Below are 21,573 nucleotides of genomic sequence, written 5' to 3' on the forward strand. Positions count from 1 at the left end.
GATGCTTGATATCTAATGCTTAATACTTAAAATTTAGCCCCATGTCCGATTTTCGTTTAAAAGTGTTTCAGAGTGTGGCGAAGAACTTGAGTTTTACGAAGGCTTCGCAAGAGCTGTTTGTCAGCCAACCTGCTATTACCAAGCATATTCAGGAATTGGAGACTTATTATCAGGCTCGCTTATTCGAGCGTCAGGGAAGTAAAATCTCCTTGACCGATGCCGGTGAGTTGCTATTGAAGCATAGTGAGAAGATTCTGGATGACTACAAACAGTTGGAATATGAAATGCATTTGCTTCACAACGAATATATCGGCGAATTGAAATTGGGAGCCAGTACTACAATTGCTCAATATGTCTTACCGCCCTTATTGGGAAATTTCATCGCTAAGTTTCCACAAGTCAACCTTTCCCTGATTAATGGAAATTCCCGTGGAGTGGAAACAGCTTTGCAGGAGCATCGGATAGATTTGGGTTTGGTAGAGGGTATCTTCCGTCTTCCTAACTTAAAATATACTTCATTCCTGCAAGACGAACTTGTGGCAGTGGTACATGCACATACCAAACTGAATATTCAGGATGAAATAAGTCCGGAAGACTTGCTGAATATTCCATTAGTCCTGCGTGAAAGAGGATCAGGGACGTTGGATGTATTCGAGCGTGCTTTGTCGCAACATAATCTGAAACTGTCCTCTTTGAATGTTATGATGTATCTCGGCAGTACGGAAAGCATCAAACTTTTCATCGAACATGCTGATTGTATGGGGATTGTTTCAATCCGTTCCGTACATAAAGAACTCGTAGCGGGCAATCTGCGCGTGATTGAAATAAAAGGGATGCCCATGCAGCGCGAATTTAATTTCGTACAACTGCAAGGGCAGGAGGGAGGATTGTCCCAGGTCTTCATGCGGTTTGCGGGACATCACAGCAAAAATTTATAATTCAGGTTCAGGCTCCCTGTTGCTCTACACAAGAAATGGAAAAAGTATTTCTCATATTCTCATAAATTTTAGTCAACAGTCTTCTAACCAATGAACTACTGTATGAGAAATGCTTTCACGGAAATGCATTTCTCATCATTTTAAAGAGAAAATAGCCTTGAAAAGGTTGTTTCTCATACCCTTTCTCATCATTTCTCATACTGTTATTGCTTTTTTCTATTGCCCTTCTTCTACTATTTTTTTCTTTATATATACTCTATGGACACCTCTGCCGGCTATTTCTATTCCTGAATCAGGCTGGTGTCCCCATTGTCTCAATTCATTGGTAGCAGCAGTTTGAAGCAATCCGGTCAGTTTGCGGTATTCCCATACAGTAAGGAAAGGATTCTCGTCAAGGTACTTTATTGCTAACGCCAATCGTTGCTCCGGTGTGAATTTCTCCGAAGAACGTTGCCGTTTCCAAGGTGCTCTTTCCAACCGGCATCTTTCGCTGATGTTTCTTATCATCGTCCTATCTGCACGGAAATTAACACCACCTATAAAGATGCTCTGTGCATTACGATGTGTTCCACCTTCTTCTGCGTCTTCCCGTTCCTTATCCCTGCCCAAGGTAAGCGACGGGGTAAATGTCCCTATCCCGTCTATTTTTACCGAGCGTCCTTCTGCCATCAGACGTGCCATTTCGATGCCTGTCTGAAGCAGTACGCCTTCTATGTCTCCGGCACTAAAACCGCTTACATCGCCCACCCGTTGCGCCAATTCTTTTAGACTTGCATTGTCTATCCGTGCAAATCTGGGATAAGTAATTCTTTTGCCTGTTTTTTGGAGATCGGGCATCTCTTCCATGATGTAACGTGCCATACATTCTTTGGTTTAAAGTATTAATAGATGGGGGCTTGTCTATTAAGAGAAAACTTCCTCTGCATTAAGTGCAAACTTCTTTTCTCCTAATCCTGAAGTTCCTTTTGATTAATCATAAACTATAAATGGAAGTTCTGTTTTTATAAATAAAGCTTGCAATTATAAAAATGAAACTTGCGTTTTTATAATCAAAGCTTGCATTTATAGTTTATGATTAGACAAAGATAAGTTTTCTATTTGATAAAAGTAAGTTTATGATTAATAAAGTGGAAGTTATTTGTTAATAGACTGGGCGAGAAGTAGTAATAGATGTGGAGAAGAGAGGTATATGTTTAATAAAGGATGCCAAGATTACACAGAAAGAGGAGTTATCTTCGAAAAAAGAGTGTGTAATACCTCTGTTTATCTCCGGAAAAAGTGTATATTTGTTAGTCGTTTATGCGTTAAAGCAATAAAATATATCAATATAAAGCAAACAGAAGAAAATTGATGATTTGATATGGGAGACTATAATTTACAACGGTTTCTTGACGCCCAACAAGGCGACTATGAACGTGCCCTTACAGAAGTCAGAAACGGGCGGAAATATTCTCATTGGATTTGGTATATATTTCCTCAACTGAAAGGGTTGGGAATGAGCTATAATTCACAGTATTATGGAATCAGTGGCAAGGAAGAAGCTGAAGCATATTGGGCGCATCCGATTCTGGGTGAAAGACTAAGAGAAATAACATCGGCTTTTCTGCAATTGAAAGGTAAGACGGCGCAGGACGTTTTCGGCGCGTTGGATGCGATGAAGGTACTTTCGTGCATGACGCTTTTTAATGAGGTTGCTCCTGACGGTTTGTTTCAGCAGGTGATAGAACAATATTATCGGAGCGAAACGGATGAGATGACAAAAAGAATATTGGATAAATAATAAAAAGTTATTGTTATGGGCTGTTTGATGAACCTTTTATGGTTGTTGCTTGGTGGTATTTTCACGGCAGTAGAATACCTTATTTCAAGTATATTGATGATGATTACTATTATCGGCATTCCTTTTGGAATGCAAACGTTGAAATTGGCAGGACTTGCTTTGTGGCCTTTTGGTAAAGAGGTGAGAAGCGGAAGTCGTTCCAGTGGTTGTCTTTATATATTAATGAACGTGATATGGATATTCGTGGGTGGCATTTGGATTTGTTTGTCGCATTTAGTTTTTGGGGTGGTTCTGTGTATAACTATTATTGGTATTCCTTTTGGCTTACAACACTTTAAGCTGGCTGCATTAGCATTGTCGCCTTTCGGAAAGGATATCGTAACTGTATGAAAATAGTCCAAAGTAGGTTGTCTATAACCAAAAGTTATAATGCATAATTAGAAACTATTGGTATGTCTTGATTGTTTCCCGTACCTTTGCACCCCGAAAACAATTAAAGATAAAATTATATGATTTCAACAGCTACAAAAACGTTGCAGACAAACAACAAGACAATTTATGTCGCGTTACTTTCTACTTTGACTTTCTTTCTGTTTTTAGATTATATTCCGGGATTGGAAGCATGGTCGGCATGGGTGACTCCACCGGTTGCTTTGTTTCTTGGACTTATTTTTGCATTGACTTGTGGACAGGCACATCCGAAGTTTAATAAGAAAACATCTAAATATTTATTACAATATTCAGTTGTCGGACTGGGTTTCGGAATGAACCTTCATTCGGCTTTGGCTTCCGGTAAGGAAGGTATGGAGTTTACTGTAATTTCTGTTATCGGTACTTTAGTGATTGGTTGGTTTATCGGACGTAAGTTATTCAAGATAGACCGGAATACCGCTTATCTTATCAGTTCGGGAACTGCTATCTGTGGTGGTAGCGCCATTGCGGCAGTAGGGCCGGTGCTGAGAGCGAAGGATAGTGAAATGTCTGTTGCACTGGGCACTATTTTTATCCTGAACGCAATCGCACTCTTTATCTTCCCGATGATTGGTCATGCTTTGAATATGGATCAACAGCAGTTCGGAACATGGGCGGCGATTGCCATTCACGATACAAGTTCGGTTGTCGGTGCAGGTGCTGCGTATGGCGAAGAAGCCTTGAAAGTGGCTACCACTATCAAGCTGACCCGTGCGCTTTGGATAATTCCTATGGCTTTTGCCACTTCGTTTATCTTTAAGAGCAAAGGACAGAAAATCAGTATTCCCTGGTTTATCTTCTTCTTTGTATTGGCGATGGTGGTAAATACTTACTTGCTTGGCGGAGTGCCGCAATTGGGAGCAGCAATCAACGGAATTGCCCGTAAGACATTGACGATTACTATGTTCTTTATCGGTGCTTCTCTTTCTATTGATGTGTTAAGAGCAGTCGGAGTTAAGCCATTAGTTCAGGGAGTTCTGCTTTGGGTAGTGATTAGCTTGAGTACGTTGGCTTATATTTATTTCGTATAAAGAAGAGGCACACATAAATACACATATATATAGAGAAAAGTGGGAGAATATCCGTGTCATGCGATATTCTCCCACTTCTTTTGGGATACAGCCCTGTCTTAAAAAGATGACAGAATCCCGTTATTCTTTTTTCTTCAATTTCTCGAAGATAAGTCCTTCCAGTTCCTCGGCAAGTTCGGGGTTGTCAGCGATGCATTGTTTGGCTGCGTCACGTCCCTGTCCCAACTTGGTATCGTTGTAGCTATACCATGAGCCGCTCTTCTTGATGATTCCCAAGTCGGCACCCAAGTCGATGATTTCTCCGGAGTGGGAGATACCTTCACCGAACATAATGTCGAATTCTGCTTTCCGGAAAGGAGGAGCCACTTTATTCTTCACAACTTTCACTTTAGTCAGTTTACCCAGAATTTCTTCGCCATCCTTGATAGGTTGGCTACCACGAATGTCTATACGTACGGAAGCATAGAATTTCAGTGCATTACCCCCGGTAGTTGTTTCCGGATTACCGAACATAACACCGATCTTTTCACGCAACTGGTTGATGAAGATACAAGTTGTACGTGTCTTGCTGACTGTACCGGTCAACTTACGTAATGCCTGCGACATCAAACGCGCTTGCAAACCTACCTTATTGTCGCCCATATCACCTTCGATCTCCGCTTTAGGAGTCAATGCGGCAACCGAGTCAATAACAATAATGTCAATAGCGGAAGAACGGATCAACTGTTCTGCAATTTCCAATGCCTGTTCGCCATTATCCGGTTGGGATATATACAAGTCGTCAATGTTCACGCCCAGTTTGGAAGCATAGAAACGGTCGAAAGCATGTTCTGCATCAATGAAAGCGGCGATACCGCCGGCCTTTTGAGCTTCGGCAATGGCATGGATAGCCAATGTCGTTTTACCGGAAGATTCCGGGCCATATATTTCGATTATCCTGCCTCTTGGGTAACCACCTACGCCGAGCGCCACGTTCAAGGCGATAGAGCCTGTCGGGATCACTTCTACCTGTTCAACACTATCGTCACCCATTTTCATGATAGAACCTTTACCGAAGCTCTTTTCTATCTTTTCCATGGCAGCCTGTAAGGCTTTTAGTTTTTCGCTTGATGCCATTTTATTATCTGTTTCAAAATTAAGTTCGTCTTTCTTTGCCATACCTTATTCTATAATTAATGGATTTATTGGTTTAAAATCTGTGAGGCATGTTCTTTGGTCTTCACTTCTTTCGGAGTGATGATCCGTTCTACGATTCCTTCTTCGTTAATCAGGAAAGTAGTGCGGAAAGTACCCATATATGCACGTCCGTACAGTTTCTTTTCTCCCCACACGCCAAACTCCTCTACCAACTTCTTGTCAGTATCGGCAATCAGGGTGAAAGGAAGGTTGTTCTTCTCGATAAATTTCTGATGCGACTTTTCATTGTCTACGCTGACACCGATCACTTCGTAACCGGCCTTGCGCAGATCGGAATAATTATCACGCAGATTGCACGCTTGCGCCGTACAACCCGATGTGCTGTCCTTCGGATAGAAATACAACACAATCTTTTTTCCTTTGTAAGCACTCAGACGGATTTCCTCACCTTTTTCATTGATGCCTAATACTTCCGGTGCTTTATCTCCAACGTTAATCATGACTTCCTTTTTAATGAATGTCTTACAATTCCAAATCCTGATCGATTACTTCATGCCATGGCAAACCCTGCTTGTTCAGTTGTTCCATAAACGGATCCGGATTGAACTCTTCTACATTGTTTACACCCGGACGTTTCCATTCTCCCTTGAAGAACATCATGGCTCCGATCATTGCCGGAACTCCGGTGGTGTAGCTTACTCCCTGCATACCCGTTTCCTTGTATGCTTCCTGATGGCTGCAATTATTGTAAACATAGTAAGTACGTTCTTTACCGTCTTTCAGACCGCGGATACGACAACCGATGGAAGTTTCGCCTTCATAGTTCTCACCCAAATCTTGCGGGTTAGGCAATACAGCTTTCAAGAATTGCAAGGGAACAATCTTCACTCCGTTATAATCAACTTCATCAATACGGGCCATACCGATATTCTGGATGACACGTAAGTGAGTCAAGTATTCCTGTCCGAAAGTCATCCAGAAGCGGGCGCGTTTGATAGTCGGGAAATTCTTCACTAATGATTCCAGTTCTTCGTGATAAAGAAGATAGGAGTCACGGGGACCGATATTCGGATAAGTCAGGTCTTTATGAATTTCCAACGGGCCGGTAGTTATCCACTTGCCGTTTTCATAATAACGTCCGTTCTGCGTAATTTCGCGGATATTGATTTCCGGATTGAAGTTAGTGGCGAATGCCTTATGATGATTTCCGGCATTACAGTCTACGATATCCAGATATTGGATTTCGTCAAAATAATGCTTGGCCGCATAAGCTGTATAGATACCACTGACTCCCGGATCGAATCCACAACCGAGGATAGCTGTCAGGCCGGCTTCCTTGAAACGTTCATGGTAAGCCCATTGCCAGCTATATTCAAAGTGAGCTTCATCTTTCGGCTCATAATTGGCAGTGTCCAGATAGTTCACTCCGGCTTTCAGACAAGCTTCCATGATAGTCAAGTCCTGATAGGGAAGAGCAACATTAATCACCATTTCCGGTTTGAAATCGTTGAACAAGGCTACCAGTTCGTCCACATTGTCTGCGTCGACTTTTGCTGTCTTTATATTGGGATTACCTATTGCCTCGACGATTTTGTCGCATTTCTCTTTTGTACGGCTGGCAATCATAATATCTGTAAATACATCGGCATTTTGTGCCACTTTGTGCGCAACGACAGTGCCAACACCGCCTGCACCAATAATAAGAACTCTACCCATTTCTTTAAATTGCGAATTAAAAATTAAGAATATAAGAATTGTTTATGGAGCAAATATACGTGATTATTTTCAGATAATCATTCGTCGGTACTCCTTTTTATTTGTATCGCCGTAAGGTACCGTTCTCAAATTCCAGCGTTTTGCCATTGTAGAACCAAGTTTCAAAACGATTATCTTTTTTCAACTCGATTTCTACCGGATCACCGATGGACAGACGGCATTCATCAGTGCTCATACCTGTTTCCAACTCACCGCGGGAGATGAGCTGCCAACGCTTTTCAGTGATGCCCGGATATTTTTTCTGTATATCTTCAAATCCGAAAAGATCCTCGATATAATTCGCATTTCTGACAATAACATCATATTTCAAGTCAGCTTCCAGTTCATAGAAGACTCCGGCTTTGTCTTCCAATGACAGAACACTCAGACTGCCTGATGGAGCCAAATTAATGTCTTTGATATTCAGAACCGTATACCGGGGCAAATGAACACGTGATTCCGTCTGCTTGCCTTCAAGGGAAACCACCCTTTTAGCAGGCAATATCTTTTTAGGATAAACGGTTCGTCCCAGATATTTGTTTTTCAGTCCTTCGATATTATCAGAGTTTTTATTCGTGAAGCTGATCGCATTCGAAAAATATTTCATTCTCTTTTCGCCTTGAAAGTCATTCAGATCCATGCCTGAGTTGGTTCGTGAGAGTGCGACTTCGAGATAGTAAGAATGTCCTTGTGCATCCTTAAATATGATTTTCACAGGATATGTCTGATTACCGACTCCGACGGCGGTTATTGTAGCTTCCGTATTGGCAGGAATGGCTACATCCCGATAACCGGAATAATTATTAATATCATCTACACGCACGCTTTCGGATTGAATATAGATTGTTTTTCCTATTAACAGGTTCTTTGCCGTATCTACATCTTTCAAATAGACTAATCCATTGACGCATGCGCGGGGAGCTTTCTCGCAAATTTCATCCAGTCGCATATTTTTTATGTCATAGTAATATTTTTCTCCTTCACATTCGAAAATGAAACGGGTGGAATAATTGGTGCTGTTTGATATGTTTTGGGCTTTTTCTTCAGTTCCGGTGAAAGTGAGGATTTTGTGTTTCAGCAAACTATTATCTACCCCCTTGTCGGTATCATAGTTAGAAAGTGTAGGCAGGAACATATCCCGTGAAGATGGAGCGAACATAAATTTCATTCCGGGCGTCCACTTGCACAAAAGTTGCAATGGGAAGTTACTTTTGATAAATTGCTCTTCTTCACTTTCGGGAATTTCCTGAGTGGAAGGGGTGGTGACAATATAATCGTTTTGTGCTGTGACAGGAGACGTACCACAACAGAAAAAAAACAGAAAAAGAGCGATGATTCTCATATTTATTTACTTTTTGTGAACTATGTAAATTGTTCGTTTGTTGTACATTCAATGGCAAATGTATATATTTTATATTGTATTGGATATTATTTTCCAATCTTTTTGATATCTTTGCCCCCAATTTAACTTAAACGTTATAACATATGAATAAAGTATTAGTTTCAATTTGCATTGCCGGTGCGGCGCTTGCAATGTCTTCATGCCGTTCGGTTGAGAAGGCGATCCCTTTGTCATCTATCAATGGTGAGTGGAATATCATAGAAATCAATGGCTCGAAAGTTACTTCGGGCGAAAGTAGAACACTTCCTTTTATTGCTTTTGATACCGCAACGGGGCGCGTATCCGGTAGCAGCGGTTGCAACCGTATGATGGGTAGCTTCGACGTAAACGCGAAACCGGGAAGCCTTGAACTCGGCGCAATGGGCAGCACTCGGATGATGTGTCCGGATATGACAACAGAGAGAAATGTATTGGGTGCTCTTGCACAAGTGAAAGGATATAAGAAAGCCGGCAAAGACAAACTGTATCTTTGCAATGCGTCCAATCGTCCGGTTATAACTTTGGAAAAAAAGGAGGCTGATGTGAAATTGTCGGTATTGAACGGAGAATGGAAAGTGAAGGAAGTGAATGGCGAAGCAATTCCTTCCGGTATGGAGAAGCAACCTTTCATCACTTTTGATGTGAAGGAAAAGATGATTCATGGTAATGCCGGATGTAATATGATAAATGGCGGTTTTGAAACCAATACAAATAATGCCAAATCCATTTCTTTCGCGAGAGTGGTAAGCACGATGATGGCTTGTCCGGATATGGAAACGGAAGGCAAGATTCTGAAAGCGATGAATGAGGTGAAATCATTTGATGTATTGTCCGGTGGTGGTATCGGTTTGTATGATGCCAACAATGCATTGGTGCTTGTTTTGGAGAAGTAATAAAATAAGAATAGTATATATTAAGGTATGCCTGTGTCGAATATGACGACACAGGCATATTTTTTTTCCTGCATTGAACCGAAGCCGTCTGCATTTGTTTTATGAAGCAGTTGCTGATTGAGTCCGGACGTGACTATGTCAGCAGTGTTTATTTATTAAAACTGTCTTTTTGGCAGATATTATGTCATGCATTCGTATAATTTCCTTTTGGCACACGGTTTGCTTTTTAATAAGCGTCCGTTCGGGACGAAGCTCTGCAATAGGAGCGGAGAAACAACCGGACAAAAAGAAATCATTGAATAATAATAAATAAAAAAATAACGATCATGGGAAAAATTATTGGTATTGACTTAGGAACAACAAACTCTTGTGTTTCTGTATTTGAAGGTAACGAACCGGTAGTAATCGCAAACAGCGAAGGTAAGCGTACGACTCCTTCAATAGTTGCTTTTGTAGATGGTGGCGAACGTAAAGTAGGTGATCCTGCCAAACGTCAGGCTATTACCAACCCGACACGTACGATTTTCTCTATCAAACGTTTCATGGGTGAAAATTGGGATCAGGTACAAAAAGAAGTGACTCGTGTTCCTTATAAAGTAGTGAAAGGTGACAACAATACTCCGCGTGTTGACATCGACGGACGTCTGTACACTCCGCAGGAAATCTCTGCAATGATTCTTCAGAAGATGAAGAAGACTGCTGAAGATTATTTGGGACAGGAAGTGACAGAAGCTGTTATTACAGTTCCTGCTTATTTCTCTGACTCTCAACGTCAGGCCACAAAAGAAGCCGGACAGATTGCCGGTCTGGAAGTAAAACGTATTGTAAACGAACCGACAGCCGCTGCTCTTGCATATGGTCTGGACAAGGCTCACAAAGATATGAAGATTGCCGTATTCGACCTTGGTGGTGGTACATTCGATATCTCTATCCTCGAATTTGGTGGTGGTGTATTTGAAGTGCTTTCTACAAATGGTGATACTCACCTTGGTGGTGATGATTTCGACCAGGTAATCATCAACTGGCTGGTACAGGAATTCAAGAATGACGAAGGTGCTGACCTGACTCAGGATCCGATGGCTTTGCAACGTTTGAAAGAAGCTGCTGAAAAAGCTAAGATTGAACTTTCTTCTTCCGCAAGTACAGAAATCAACTTGCCGTATATTATGCCGGTAGGTGGTGTGCCCAAGCACTTGGTGAAGACTTTGACTCGTGCTAAATTCGAATCTTTGGCTCACAGCTTGATTCAGGCTTGTCTTGAACCTTGTAAGAAAGCAATGAGTGATGCAGGTTTGAACAACGCTGATATTGACGAAGTAATCCTTGTCGGTGGTTCTTCACGTATTCCGGCTGTACAGAAATTGGTAGAAGATTTCTTCGGTAAGGCTCCTTCCAAAGGTGTGAATCCGGATGAAGTGGTAGCTATTGGTGCTGCTGTACAAGGTGCTGTTTTGACAGACGAAATCAAGGGTGTGGTATTGTTGGATGTAACTCCGTTATCAATGGGTATCGAAACACTGGGTGGTGTAATGACTAAGTTGATCGACGCTAACACTACAATTCCGGCTCGTAAGAGTGAAACATTCTCTACTGCTGCCGATAATCAGAGTGAGGTTACTATCCATGTATTGCAGGGAGAACGTCCGATGGCTGCTCAGAATAAATCAATCGGTCAGTTCAACTTGTCAGGTATTGCTCCGGCTCGTCGTGGTGTTCCTCAGATTGAGGTTACATTCGATATCGACGCTAATGGTATCTTGAAAGTCTCTGCCAAGGATAAGGCTACCGGTAAGGAACAGGCTATCCGTATCGAAGCATCCAGCGGTTTGAGTAAGGAAGAAATCGAAAAGATGAAGGCTGAAGCTGAAGCTAATGCTGAAGCAGATAAGAAAGAACGTGAAAAGATTGATAAGCTGAACCAGGCTGACAGCGTAATCTTCCAGACTGAAAATCAGTTGAAGGAATTAGGTGATAAGTTGCCTGCTGATAAGAAAGCTCCGATTGAAGCTGCTTTGCAGAAACTGAAAGATGCTCACAAGGCTCAGGATTTGGCTGCTATTGATGCTGCTATGGCAGAGGTAAATACAGCTTTTCAGGCTGCAGGTGCTGAAATGTATGCTCAAGGCGGTGGTGCCCAAGGTGGTGCACAGGCTGGCCCTGATATGAATGGTGGTGCTGGTCAACAAGACGATAGCAAGCATGGAGATAATGTTCAGGATGCTGACTTCGAGGAAGTCAAATGATTCCGATAAGGAAACAGATAATAAACAATAAGCAAAAGCGTGCAGCTCAATGAGTTGCACGCTTTTTGCGTTTATGTTTATTTGCGGATTTTTCAATCCTACATCACTCCATTACCGTTTCCTTTATAGAAAAACTCCCCCGTTGAATTACGAAAAAAAATCATATATCTTAAGTTATATGGAAAGAACCAGATCTGCTAGCAAGACAGCCGTTTCCGGTTCGTTTTTCGGTGCATCCTTAGCTTTCCATGCCACAACGAACCGAACAGATGCAGATTTCACTTTATAACCTTTTTCTTGCCATTCCGACAATGTGGTCTGCATGTTTTGTGACAACTTTGCTACCGGTTTGTTGGTCTGCGTATTATATAAAACGAAATTGTTGTAATTTAAAGGATCTCCACCTTTCAATGCTAATACTTCTTGCTTAAGTTCTTTGAAAAATCCCAAATAGACATCTTTATAAGAGAGTTGCAGGACTATTTCTTCGGGCATTGCATACTCTTTTTTACTGATATAATACTGGTCTGTTCTCAAATGACTGAAACAATCGCCGTTCGTATGCACAAACAGTCGATTTTTTGCACGGGTCATTCCCACATAGTACCGACGCATCAAATGGGCATCTTTCGAATAGTTGTCAGATATGAGCATATATACGTCATCAAATTCTCTGCCCTTAGCTTTATGGATAGTCGATACCACAACATCAGTACCTGAAACATCACAGAAATCTTCCACTGATGACTCAAATACAAACTCTTTGAAGTCACTAAAATATTTAGTTTTATTGGTCTGCTCAAACAGTTGTACGCAATGCTTTACATATGCCAAACTTTGACTTTTGTCATAAGTGGAAAAGGTTGTATGTTTGGCAGCTTCCCATAATTCTTCCGGAATTAAGGGTGTCTTCACTCGTTTGTCTATATACCTCAAGAAATATCTCATCTCGGCCATGTTCCAAAAAAGGAAACCATCCATAGATTGTATTAACTTGCTGTTTATGCCATATTTTCGCAAAAGAGCTACCAGAATTACAGCTTCTTCGTTTGTCTGGGTGAGCACACATGAAGTGCCGTCGTTCTTCCGGTAGTGAACCAATTCCTCAACGAGTGGCTGATACATATACTTTGATTGATGGCGTGTTACCTCAACCCAACCATCTTCTTCTCTCATTGAGATAATTGGCGTACTTTTCATCCTTTTACTGATACCTCGCACAAATTCGTTCGCGAAATTAACCGGATGATGAGCACTACGATAATTCTCAGTCATTTCAATAAACTTGCTTCCGGATTCTTGTGTCAACTGGTACATATATCTGGAATCGGATCCACGGAAATCATAGATGTTTTGGTCATCGTCGCCTACCGCTATCACACGCATCTCTTCGTTTTTGGTCATAAGAGCCTTCACGAGTGCATATTCCTCAGCACTCATGTCCTGAGCTTCGTCTATGACCAGTACCGTTTTTCCGATTTTGTTCGGCTCCACTTCTCCTTGGTCGATCATCTCGGCCGCCTTTGAAACAACGTTCTTTGCAGCCTCAAGGTTACCTATCCGACCCAAAAGGTCAAAACAATAGGAGTGAAATGTCTTTATTTCGACAAAGTGGGCGGCATTGCCTATCAGTTCCATGAGTCTCTGCTTGAATTCCGTAGCGGCTGCCCTTGAAAACGTTAACATCAGAAGTTGTTCGTGTTTTACATCTTCGAGCAGTAAAAGTGATGCAAGCTTATGTACCAATACCCGTGTTTTTCCACTGCCGGGACCTGCCGCGACAACGATGCAACGTGACTCTTTATCAGAAATAATTTCCATTTGGCGTTTGGACAACTGACCAAATAATTGCTTGTATTTCTGTGGAGTCAAGTTACGTTGTATTTCGCTGACTCTTTCTTCTTTGAAATATTTTGTGACAAACTTTTTGTAGTCCATTTGGAAATAGTCTTGAACATACTGTAAAGCTGTATTGTAATCCTTTACCATCAAATTGGCATATTCGCCTACAATATGAACTTGCTGGATCTTCTGCTTGTAGAATTCGTTAAGCATCCGGTAGTCATCCTGCTTATACCTCGATTTGTTGTCTTTTATTCTTTGTATATTCATGGCGTTATAAAGAACTAAGAAGCCGCCTTCGAGTTTGAGTGCGCCTATTTTCGACAGATACAGAAGTGCCTCTTCTACTTCTTCCAACTGCAGGTTATCAAGTCCGCTAAAAAGGGATTGGGGGCTTGACTTTATTTGATTTAGAAGTTCTACCACAGAAAATTGAACGGCTTTGTTTGGGGAACTCCCCTTGTCCACATCAGCAGACAACTTATATAGCCATTCCACAGTAAAACGACTGATTTCCAATCGCTTTTCAAAACGCCTGATGATTGATTCCGAGTCTGCCTGACGACTGATTTCCATATTGTGGCCTGCATCTTCTTTCTTGCGAATATATCCCTTGACCGTGAGGAAGTAGAGTAGTGTCCGGATATCTTTTTCTTTGGATGCATTAATTCCGTCGTTCACAGCATTGTCATTCAGTTGTTTGCATGATATCCGCAAAGATTCGTCAGGAATATGGCTGAGGATGTATTGTTCAAGTTTCGCAAAACGTTCGAGTAGTGTCCGTGATTTTCGTTCCGAGTCGCCTACATCCAGCAGATAGGCGGATATATCTTTACTGTCTGCCAATATGCCTTCCTGCCTCATTCGTTCTACGGCAGATATGACTTCACGTTTGCTTATCCCCAATATATCTGCCAGATAATCAATTCGTGATTCAGCTTCTGAATCTTGGGCTTTGGTAATATGTTTTTGAGAAATCAGTGATTTGATGATTCGGACAGCCTTCTCTATTTCATCACTGCCAAATAATAGTGACGCTGATATGCGCTCTCTTGCTTCATCCATGTTCTTTACTGTGATACCTGTGGCATATACATGAGGCACATTGTTTCCTCTTACCAGATATCCACTTTGTTCCAAAGCTGCCAAAGCTGTCCGCACACGAGTTTCAATATCGGATACCGAATCGTCCCAACCTGCTTGCCGGGCAATTTCCAATGCGGAACAGCTGACTTTCGTGCGTTGTCTGGTAAGGTCTTTTATTGCTTTCCACACCTGTTGAATTTCGCTGATACTTAGCTTTGTCTGGTTCAACAGTATAAAATGCTTATCCAGGTCATTGTCACTATAAAGTACATAGCACCGTGCGCTGAGATTGGGGTCACGACCGGCTCTGCCTGCTTCCTGAACATAATTTTCCAATGAGTCGGAAATATCATAATGTACCACAAGACCGACATCTTTCTTGTCGACTCCCATGCCGAAAGCTGACGTTGCCACGATGATGCGTACCTGATCATTCATGAATGCGTCTTGGTTTGCAATCTTTTCGTCAGCTTCCATCTTGCCATTGAAAGGTAATGCCTTATAACCGTCACGGGTCAATCTGTCTGCCAGTTCTTTTGTACGTTTAGTGCGTGATACGTAAACGATTGTCGGGCAATCGGATTCAGCCACAAGTCCCCTCAGTTTTAAGTATTTATCATTATCACTTTCGGCATGTATGACGGAATAACGCAGATTTGTTCTTGAAGCCGTTGATGCAAACAATTCCAAGTCTAAATTCAGTGTCTGTTTGAAGTAGTCACAGATGTCTTGTACTACCTTCTGCTTTGCCGTAGCAGTGAAGCAGGATACAAGTATCGGATTCTTGCATTTTTTCTTTTGTTGGTATTCACGGATGAATTTACCTATATAGAGATAATCAACCCTGAAATCCTGTCCCCATGAAGAAAAGCAGTGTGCTTCGTCTATTACAAATCTCACGACATGACGTGCCATCAAGATTTTCTCAATGGTTTTTGAGCGGAGCATTTCGGGAGATATATATAAAAGTGAAGCTTCCCCGTCTTGTACTCTTTGTATAGACAATGCTCTTGTGATAGGGTCTAAAAGGCCATTGATGGTTACAGCATCAGTAATACCTCTATCGGCAAGATTGTCTACCTGATCTTTCATTAGCGACTGCAATGGTGAAATAACAACCGTAAGTCCATGCACGGAACGGCCTGCCATGAGTGCAGGTAATTGAAAGGTAAGTGATTTTCCACCGCCGGTAGGGAATATTGCCAACAATGACTTGCTTTTTACAGCTGCTTGGGCGGCTTGTTCTTGAAGCGGTTCGCCTTCATAGGTGCGGAAGTGGTCATATCCAAAGAAGGCTTTTAAGTTATGGAGTACATCCAGCCGGGTATTGCAGTAAACACAGCTTTCGCTACAACTGGTATGACGCAGAAGTTTCATGACAAATTCCACTTCGGGGTAATTGTGAAGTACCCATCCGGGAGTAATGGAGCGATGGTCGGTAGTGTCTATTAGAGCCAATGCGTATGCCAATTCGCATGGATGTTGCGCAATGAGCATGTCAAGGTCGGCGTGTTGGCAGATTTTTCCCACATAAAGATTTCTTATGAGCTCGGACACCCCTTCGTTTATAAATTTCGCACCTGCCATACTGAGAAATCCTTCAAATTCTTTTTGGTCTTTCAGCAATGATGCAAACAGCTTGCGTTTTTCGTCCGGCAACGAATTCCAACGGGCTATTTCGTCCAGTAGAAGATCTTTTGCTTTTTCGCAATCATTCACCGGATTGTTCATTTGCTCACTTATCAGTTTGTCATCTTTTACCAGCCTATGGTAAGGGCGTTCCGGAAACAATAAAGGCGAGACATAAAGTGTATCGACTAAAATCCAGTGGCATGTTTTATTGGTGAACAGATATTTGGCATCATGATGAATGATATTGTGTCCGCAGATATAGTCTGTATCATTAAGAAATTCAAACAGTTCCTCTTTCGAAGTTTTATGATATGTTGCGCCGTCATGGCGGAGTGCTCCGATATCATGAATTTTACGATCTTTCAAACCAATCTCTACATCTACTATGGCATAGCGTGGGGCATCATATGGTACAGATGTAATTTTATTACTGATGACATTATTTGTGTCTTCAGTTTTCTTGATTCCTATGAGTCGGCTCCATATTGACATACGTTCAATATAATAAGTTGTTTTATAATTTGAATTTATTATGTATCTGTGGTGTATTCTTATTCAGATATAATAACCCGCACAATCACATACAAAGATAAGGATAAAACCGAATAATTTGTTAAATTTACTGTTTTCTTATGACTTTTATGTGTTTACCTCACACTTGGTTAACTTCCCTGACAAATGATAGAGAGTTGTTTGATAGTATGAGTTTTGATGATTACTTCCATAAGGGTATGTAATATTGATGGGGATTTTTTTTGTAAAAACCATAGGGTATTTCTCGTCTGAACGCTCTTATATATAGAAACGCAAATTATTTACCTTTAAAAAAGAACCGATATGAAGAATTTAGAAAAGTACTTGGTTGGATGGCTGGCAGTATGTTTGATGCTTTGCAACTCTCCTGTATGGGCGCAGGGAGATGCCGGAGATTATCTTACCATCGTTGGTCAAGTGAAGGATAAGCAAAATAAAAAAGCTCTGGAGAATGTGAATGTATCCGTATATGGAAGTAATATCGGTACAGTGACGAATGCAGAAGGAGAATTTGCTTTGAAGATCAAAAAGACGGAAGCGCCGCGCGAACTGGAAATTTCTCATATCGGCTATGCCAATAGTCATATCTCTATAGAGAAAGAAGCTCCTGCTAAATTGACGGTATGGATGACACCCCATGCCAACCTGTTGAATGAAGTCGTAGTGTATGCCAGTGATCCTCGCCTGATTGTGGAGAAAGCTATCAGTAAGATTCCGCAGAATTACAGTGATAAACGTGATATGCTTACAGGATTCTACCGGGAAACTGTGCAGAAAGGACGGCGCTATATCGGTATATCGGAAGCTGTGCTTGATGTTTCAAAGACTGCATATACCAATAGGAATATCAATTATGATAAAGTACGCGTAATGAAAGGACGTCGTCTGCTTAGCCAGAAGGCAAGTGATACGCTGGCTGTAAAAGTAGTAGGAGGCCCTAACCTGAGTGTAACGCTGGATGTGGTGAAAAACAATGAGGCATTGCTCGATTTGGAGGAATTGAACAATTATGAGTTTTGGATGGCGGAATCCGTTCTTATAGATAATCGTATGCAGTACGTCATTAATTTCCGCCCGAAAGTAATTCTTATGTATGCTTTACTGTATGGCAAACTATACATAGACCGTGAACGACTGTCATTTACCCGTGCCGAAATGAGTCTGGATATGCAGAATAAATCAAAGGCAACCACTGCTATCCTTTATAAGAAACCGCTCGGTTTGAGATTCAAGCCGCAGGAACTCTCTTATCTGGTTACCTATAAAAACGTGGATGGCAGAACCTATCTGAACTATATCCGCAACACGATCCGCTTTAAATGTGACTGGAAACGGAAGCTTTTCTCTACAAGTTATGCGATAACTTCGGAAATGGTGGTGACCGATAGAAAAGAAGGTTCATTGGAGACTATACCGAACAAGGAAGCTTTCAGCCTGAACCAAATATTCTACGATAAAGTGGATGAATACTGGAGCGAAGGCTTTTGGGGGAATTATAATATAATCGAACCTACGGAATCTTTGGAATACGCAGTAGATAAATTGAAAAAGCAAGCTGACTAGAATGAAATAGGGATAGTTTTCTTATATTTGAGGTCAATCATAAAGAGAAGCAAGTATGCTGAATGAACTGCTCATATTAAAAAAGATAAAGGAAGGTGACATAAAAGCGTTTGAAGACCTCTTCCGCTCTTATTATTTCCCTCTTTGTTGCTATGCAGCAGGTATCACCGGGCAAATGGCAGTGGCGGAAGAAATAGTCGAAGAACTCTTTTATGTACTTTGGAAAGAAAAGGAACATTTGCAGATTTTCCAGTCTGTCAAAAGCTATCTGTACAAGGCGACACGTAATCAGGCTCTTCAGTATTGTGAACATGAGGAAGTGCGAAGCCGCTATCGCGAAGCGGTATTAGCTGCTTCCAGTCCGGAGCAGTCAACAGATCCTCATCAGCAAATGGAATATGAGGAATTACAGAAAATCATAAATAATATCCTTGAAAAATTGCCTGCCCGCAGGCGGCAGATTTTTGAAATGCATCGTATAGAAGGACGGAAGTATATGGATATAGCCGCGCAGCTTTCCCTCTCGGTCAAAACAGTGGAAGCCGAAATGACCAAAGCCCTTCGGACGTTGAGAAAAGAAGTTGAAAATTATATTCACATGGAGTGATGAAAACAGATATTTATAAAATAAAGACAGATAAAGCCTGGAACCGGTTGTACGACCGGTTGGACAAAGACCATTTACTTGCGAAAGTTGATGAAGGTCATCATATGCGTAAACTTTCGCCGTGGATGCGTCATGGAGCAGTTGCCGCAGTATTGATTGGCATTGTTTGTGGGGCGTTATATTGGGTATCGGGCTTCAAAGAACCTGTACCGGATCTGCTCACGCAGGAAAATCAAAGTGCCTTTATATTGGCAACCACCCTTGAAGACGGTTCCGTTGTGCTTTTGGGCGGAGAAACTTCGTTATTGTATCCGGAACATTTTGTTGCGGATAAACGGGAAGTAAGTCTGGAAGGAAATGCTTTCTTTGATATAGCGAAGAAGCAGGGGCAACCTTTTTGGATAAATACGGAACAAGCCAAAATCGAAGTTTTGGGAACGGCTTTCAGTGTGCAAAGTGATGGGAATGCTCCCTTCCGTTTGTCCGTGCAGAGAGGCACAGTGAGAGTCTCTCTTAAAAAAGGGAATCGGGAATGTTATGTGAAAGCCGGTGAAACGGTAACTGTACAATCACAGAAACTGATAGTACAACGTACTGATGAAGAAGCCGAAGACTGGAGTCGCTTCTTTAAGCATATACGTTTTAAGGACGAACCTTTGTCCAATATTCTGAAAGTAATGAATTTGAGTACGGACAGTTTGCAGATTCAAGTTGATTCACCGGCATTGGCAGAACGCAAATTGACTGTTGAATTCTCAGATGAATCTCCGGAAATGGTTGCCAACCTGATAGCCGGTGCACTCAATTTAAAATGTATCCGGCAGGGAAATATTTATAATCTGTCGGAATAACGCTCTTTAAAATTCAAAAAAATGAAACCGGCTTATTACTATCTCCCCATTCTGTTCATGCTCTTTTTCGGATTTGATACGATGAGAGCAGATGGAGGAGATGTGTTGCAGCAAATAGTCCGGTTGCCTAAAACGAAAGCAACGGTATATTCACTGTTGGGGGATGTTTCCCGACAATCAGGATATATGTTTATTTATGATAGTAGGGTCGTAGACAATGACGCGATAGTGAGAGTAAAAGAAGGAAAGCGTACCATCCGTCAGGCTGTCTACGATATAATAGGAGATACTGACCTTGAATTTAAGGTTATCGGTACTCATATCCTGATAACTTCCCCTTCCGTCAAAAATCTCCGAATATCACAAGACTCTCTTCCGCTTCAACAAACCGTAAATTTAATCATTGCCGGCACTTTACTGGACAAGGAAACGGGAGTACCCATACCTTCCGCTACTGTCGGAGTCCGGGGAACATCCGTAGGTAGTATCACCAATCAGGACGGAGAATTCAAACTGTCCTTGCCGGATTCTTTAAGGCAAGCACCGGTTGCTTTTTCACATATAGGTTATATTTCACAGGATATAGAACTCTCTGCGCTGTCAGGTCGGCACAATGTACTTAGTCTCGAACCGAAAGTAGTCCCTTTGCAGGAAGTCGTCATTCGTAGAAGTGATCCCAGGAAGCTGCTGCGGGAAATGATAGAACGCAGGGAACGAAATTATTCGCATTCCCCCGTATATCTGACAACTTTCTACCGTGAAGGCGTCCAGTTGAAGAATAAATTCCAGAATCTGTCTGAAGGCGTCTTTAAGGTCTATAAGACATTCTCTTCCTCTTTGCTACCTGATCAGGTGAAGTTATTGAAGATGAGCCGGCTTAGTAATGTAGAAGTGAAGGACAGCCTGCTTGTGAAGGTAAAATCCGGAATCCAGGCTTGCCTGCAAATGGATTTGATTAAAGATATGCCCGCATTTATGATTCCCGATATAGAGAATAACGCATATGTCTATACTTCGGAAGGAATGACATTCCTGGATAACCGCTTTGTGAATATTGTGCATTTTGAACAAAGGAAAGGCATCACCGAACCTCTATTCTGTGGCGAACTATATCTTGATTCTGAAACGTGCGCTTTATTGCAAGTCCGTCTGGAAGTTCATCCTAAATATGTAAAAGATGCCGCAGGTATGTTCGTAGAAAGGCGTACGCGCAATATCCGGATGAATCCTCAAAAAGTAGTATATACTATTTCTTATAAACCGTGGCAGGGAACTTATTATATCCATCATATCCGCGGAGACCTTTATTTTAAGGTGAAACATAGGGGGATGCTGTTTGGTAGCCGTGACCTGCATATTTGGTTCGAGATGATTACCTGTAAAGTGGATACGGAACAAGTGACAGCCTTCCCCCGTATTGACAGGCTGTCCACCCGTACTATCTTCTCCGATACGAACTTCAAGTATGACGAGAACTTTTGGAAAGAGTTCAACGTCATTCCTTTGGAAGCTGAAATCAGCAAGCTGATAGAAAAAGTCTCTTTAAAGATAGAAGAAATAGGTGATTGATTTGTTTTGCCATTCAATGAGATTGCTGTAACTTTGCGTCCGGTTTAAAAGATTGTATGTTATGGAATTACCCAAAGACCCGATGATGCTGTTCAGCATTGTCAATATGAAATTGAGAGACTGTTATTCTTCGCTTGATGAACTTTGTGAAGATATGGACGTGAATAAGGACGAACTGGTGAATCAGTTGAAATCCGTAGGTTTTGAATATAGCGCGGAACATAATAAGTTCTGGTAAACGCTTTTTTGTACATAGCTTA

General features: G+C 41.6%; 17 protein-coding genes. 11 read left to right on the plus strand and 6 right to left on the minus strand.

Annotation, left to right across the window (positions count from 1 at the left end):
- Positions 1–41: 41 nt before the first annotated feature.
- Positions 42–938, plus strand: coding sequence for a LysR family transcriptional regulator (locus BQ7997_RS21875; RefSeq protein ID WP_044656511.1), 897 nt, complete (start codon positions 42–44; stop codon positions 936–938).
- A gap of 216 nt (positions 939–1,154) precedes the next feature.
- Here the strand turns inward: BQ7997_RS21875 and BQ7997_RS21880 are convergent, their stop codons facing one another.
- Positions 1,155–1,799 carry an HU family DNA-binding protein gene (locus BQ7997_RS21880; RefSeq protein WP_073348040.1) on the minus strand — a complete coding sequence of 215 codons (645 nt, stop codon included), beginning with the start codon at positions 1,797–1,799 and terminating at the stop codon, positions 1,155–1,157.
- Positions 1,800–2,298: 499 nt separating this feature from the next.
- Here BQ7997_RS21880 and BQ7997_RS21885 point away from each other — a divergent pair, with 499 nt between their 5' ends.
- The 3 genes from BQ7997_RS21885 to BQ7997_RS21895 all read left to right on the plus strand — a co-directional run bounded on the left by BQ7997_RS21885 (position 2,299) and on the right by BQ7997_RS21895 (position 4,220).
- Positions 2,299–2,718, plus strand: a complete 420-nt coding sequence (locus BQ7997_RS21885; RefSeq protein WP_073348041.1) for a DUF1810 domain-containing protein — start codon at positions 2,299–2,301, stop codon at positions 2,716–2,718.
- 15 nt (positions 2,719–2,733) lie between these two features.
- Positions 2,734–3,108: a YccF domain-containing protein gene (locus tag BQ7997_RS21890; protein WP_022137764.1), complete on the plus strand. Its 375-nt coding sequence runs from the start codon at positions 2,734–2,736 to the stop codon at positions 3,106–3,108.
- 119 nt (positions 3,109–3,227) lie between these two features.
- Entirely contained in the window at positions 3,228–4,220 is a 993-nt protein-coding gene (locus tag BQ7997_RS21895; protein ID WP_073348042.1) for a YeiH family protein, read from the plus strand.
- A gap of 120 nt (positions 4,221–4,340) precedes the next feature.
- Here the strand turns inward: BQ7997_RS21895 and recA are convergent, their stop codons facing one another.
- The 4 genes from recA to BQ7997_RS21915 all read right to left on the minus strand — a co-directional run bounded on the left by recA (position 4,341) and on the right by BQ7997_RS21915 (position 8,454).
- Positions 4,341–5,378, minus strand: coding sequence for a recombinase RecA (recA, locus tag BQ7997_RS21900; RefSeq protein ID WP_044655992.1), 1,038 nt, complete (start codon positions 5,376–5,378; stop codon positions 4,341–4,343).
- A 23-nt stretch (positions 5,379–5,401) separates the two neighbouring features.
- A complete protein-coding gene (gene bcp / locus BQ7997_RS21905; protein ID WP_073348043.1) occupies positions 5,402–5,857 on the minus strand; it encodes a thioredoxin-dependent thiol peroxidase in 456 nt (151 codons plus the stop codon).
- Between the two features lie 22 nt (positions 5,858–5,879).
- Positions 5,880–7,073, minus strand: coding sequence for a saccharopine dehydrogenase family protein (locus BQ7997_RS21910; protein ID WP_022136868.1), 1,194 nt, complete (start codon positions 7,071–7,073; stop codon positions 5,880–5,882).
- 97 nt (positions 7,074–7,170) lie between these two features.
- On the minus strand, positions 7,171–8,454 hold the full coding sequence (locus BQ7997_RS21915) for a hypothetical protein (RefSeq protein WP_073348044.1): 1,284 nt from the start codon (positions 8,452–8,454) through the stop codon (positions 7,171–7,173).
- A 143-nt stretch (positions 8,455–8,597) separates the two neighbouring features.
- Between BQ7997_RS21915 and BQ7997_RS21920 the strand changes: the two genes are divergently transcribed.
- Both BQ7997_RS21920 and dnaK read left to right on the plus strand, forming a co-directional pair.
- Positions 8,598–9,386: an META domain-containing protein gene (locus tag BQ7997_RS21920; RefSeq protein WP_073348045.1), complete on the plus strand. Its 789-nt coding sequence runs from the start codon at positions 8,598–8,600 to the stop codon at positions 9,384–9,386.
- A 326-nt stretch (positions 9,387–9,712) separates the two neighbouring features.
- Complete coding sequence (dnaK, locus tag BQ7997_RS21925; RefSeq protein ID WP_073348046.1) at positions 9,713–11,629, plus strand: molecular chaperone DnaK; 1,917 nt, start codon at positions 9,713–9,715, stop codon at positions 11,627–11,629.
- Between the two features lie 174 nt (positions 11,630–11,803).
- Here the strand turns inward: dnaK and BQ7997_RS21930 are convergent, their stop codons facing one another.
- Entirely contained in the window at positions 11,804–16,681 is a 4,878-nt protein-coding gene (locus BQ7997_RS21930) for a RecQ family ATP-dependent DNA helicase (protein ID WP_073348047.1), read from the minus strand.
- Positions 16,682–17,026: 345 nt separating this feature from the next.
- Between BQ7997_RS21930 and BQ7997_RS21935 the strand changes: the two genes are divergently transcribed.
- From BQ7997_RS21935 to BQ7997_RS21955, 5 genes are all read left to right on the plus strand, one after another.
- The gene (locus BQ7997_RS21935; RefSeq protein ID WP_073348048.1) at positions 17,027–18,286 is read left to right on the plus strand and encodes a carboxypeptidase-like regulatory domain-containing protein; all 1,260 of its coding nucleotides are present in this window, start codon (positions 17,027–17,029) and stop codon (positions 18,284–18,286) included.
- A gap of 55 nt (positions 18,287–18,341) precedes the next feature.
- Complete coding sequence (locus BQ7997_RS21940) at positions 18,342–18,893, plus strand: RNA polymerase sigma-70 factor (RefSeq protein WP_073348049.1); 552 nt, start codon at positions 18,342–18,344, stop codon at positions 18,891–18,893.
- Entirely contained in the window at positions 18,893–19,744 is an 852-nt protein-coding gene (locus BQ7997_RS21945) for a FecR family protein (protein ID WP_052662093.1), read from the plus strand. The genes BQ7997_RS21940 and BQ7997_RS21945 overlap by 1 nt, the downstream gene beginning before the upstream one ends.
- Before the next feature lie 21 nt (positions 19,745–19,765).
- Positions 19,766–21,313 (plus strand): carboxypeptidase-like regulatory domain-containing protein, encoded by a 1,548-nt coding sequence (locus BQ7997_RS21950; RefSeq protein ID WP_073348050.1) that lies wholly within the window; start codon positions 19,766–19,768, stop codon positions 21,311–21,313.
- Between the two features lie 61 nt (positions 21,314–21,374).
- Complete coding sequence (locus BQ7997_RS21955) at positions 21,375–21,551, plus strand: DUF4250 domain-containing protein (RefSeq protein ID WP_073348051.1); 177 nt, start codon at positions 21,375–21,377, stop codon at positions 21,549–21,551.
- The last annotated feature ends 22 nt before the right edge of the window (positions 21,552–21,573 follow it).

This window comes from Bacteroides congonensis, from assembly GCF_900130125.1.
GTDB classification, from domain to species: Bacteria; Bacteroidota; Bacteroidia; order Bacteroidales; family Bacteroidaceae; genus Bacteroides; species Bacteroides congonensis.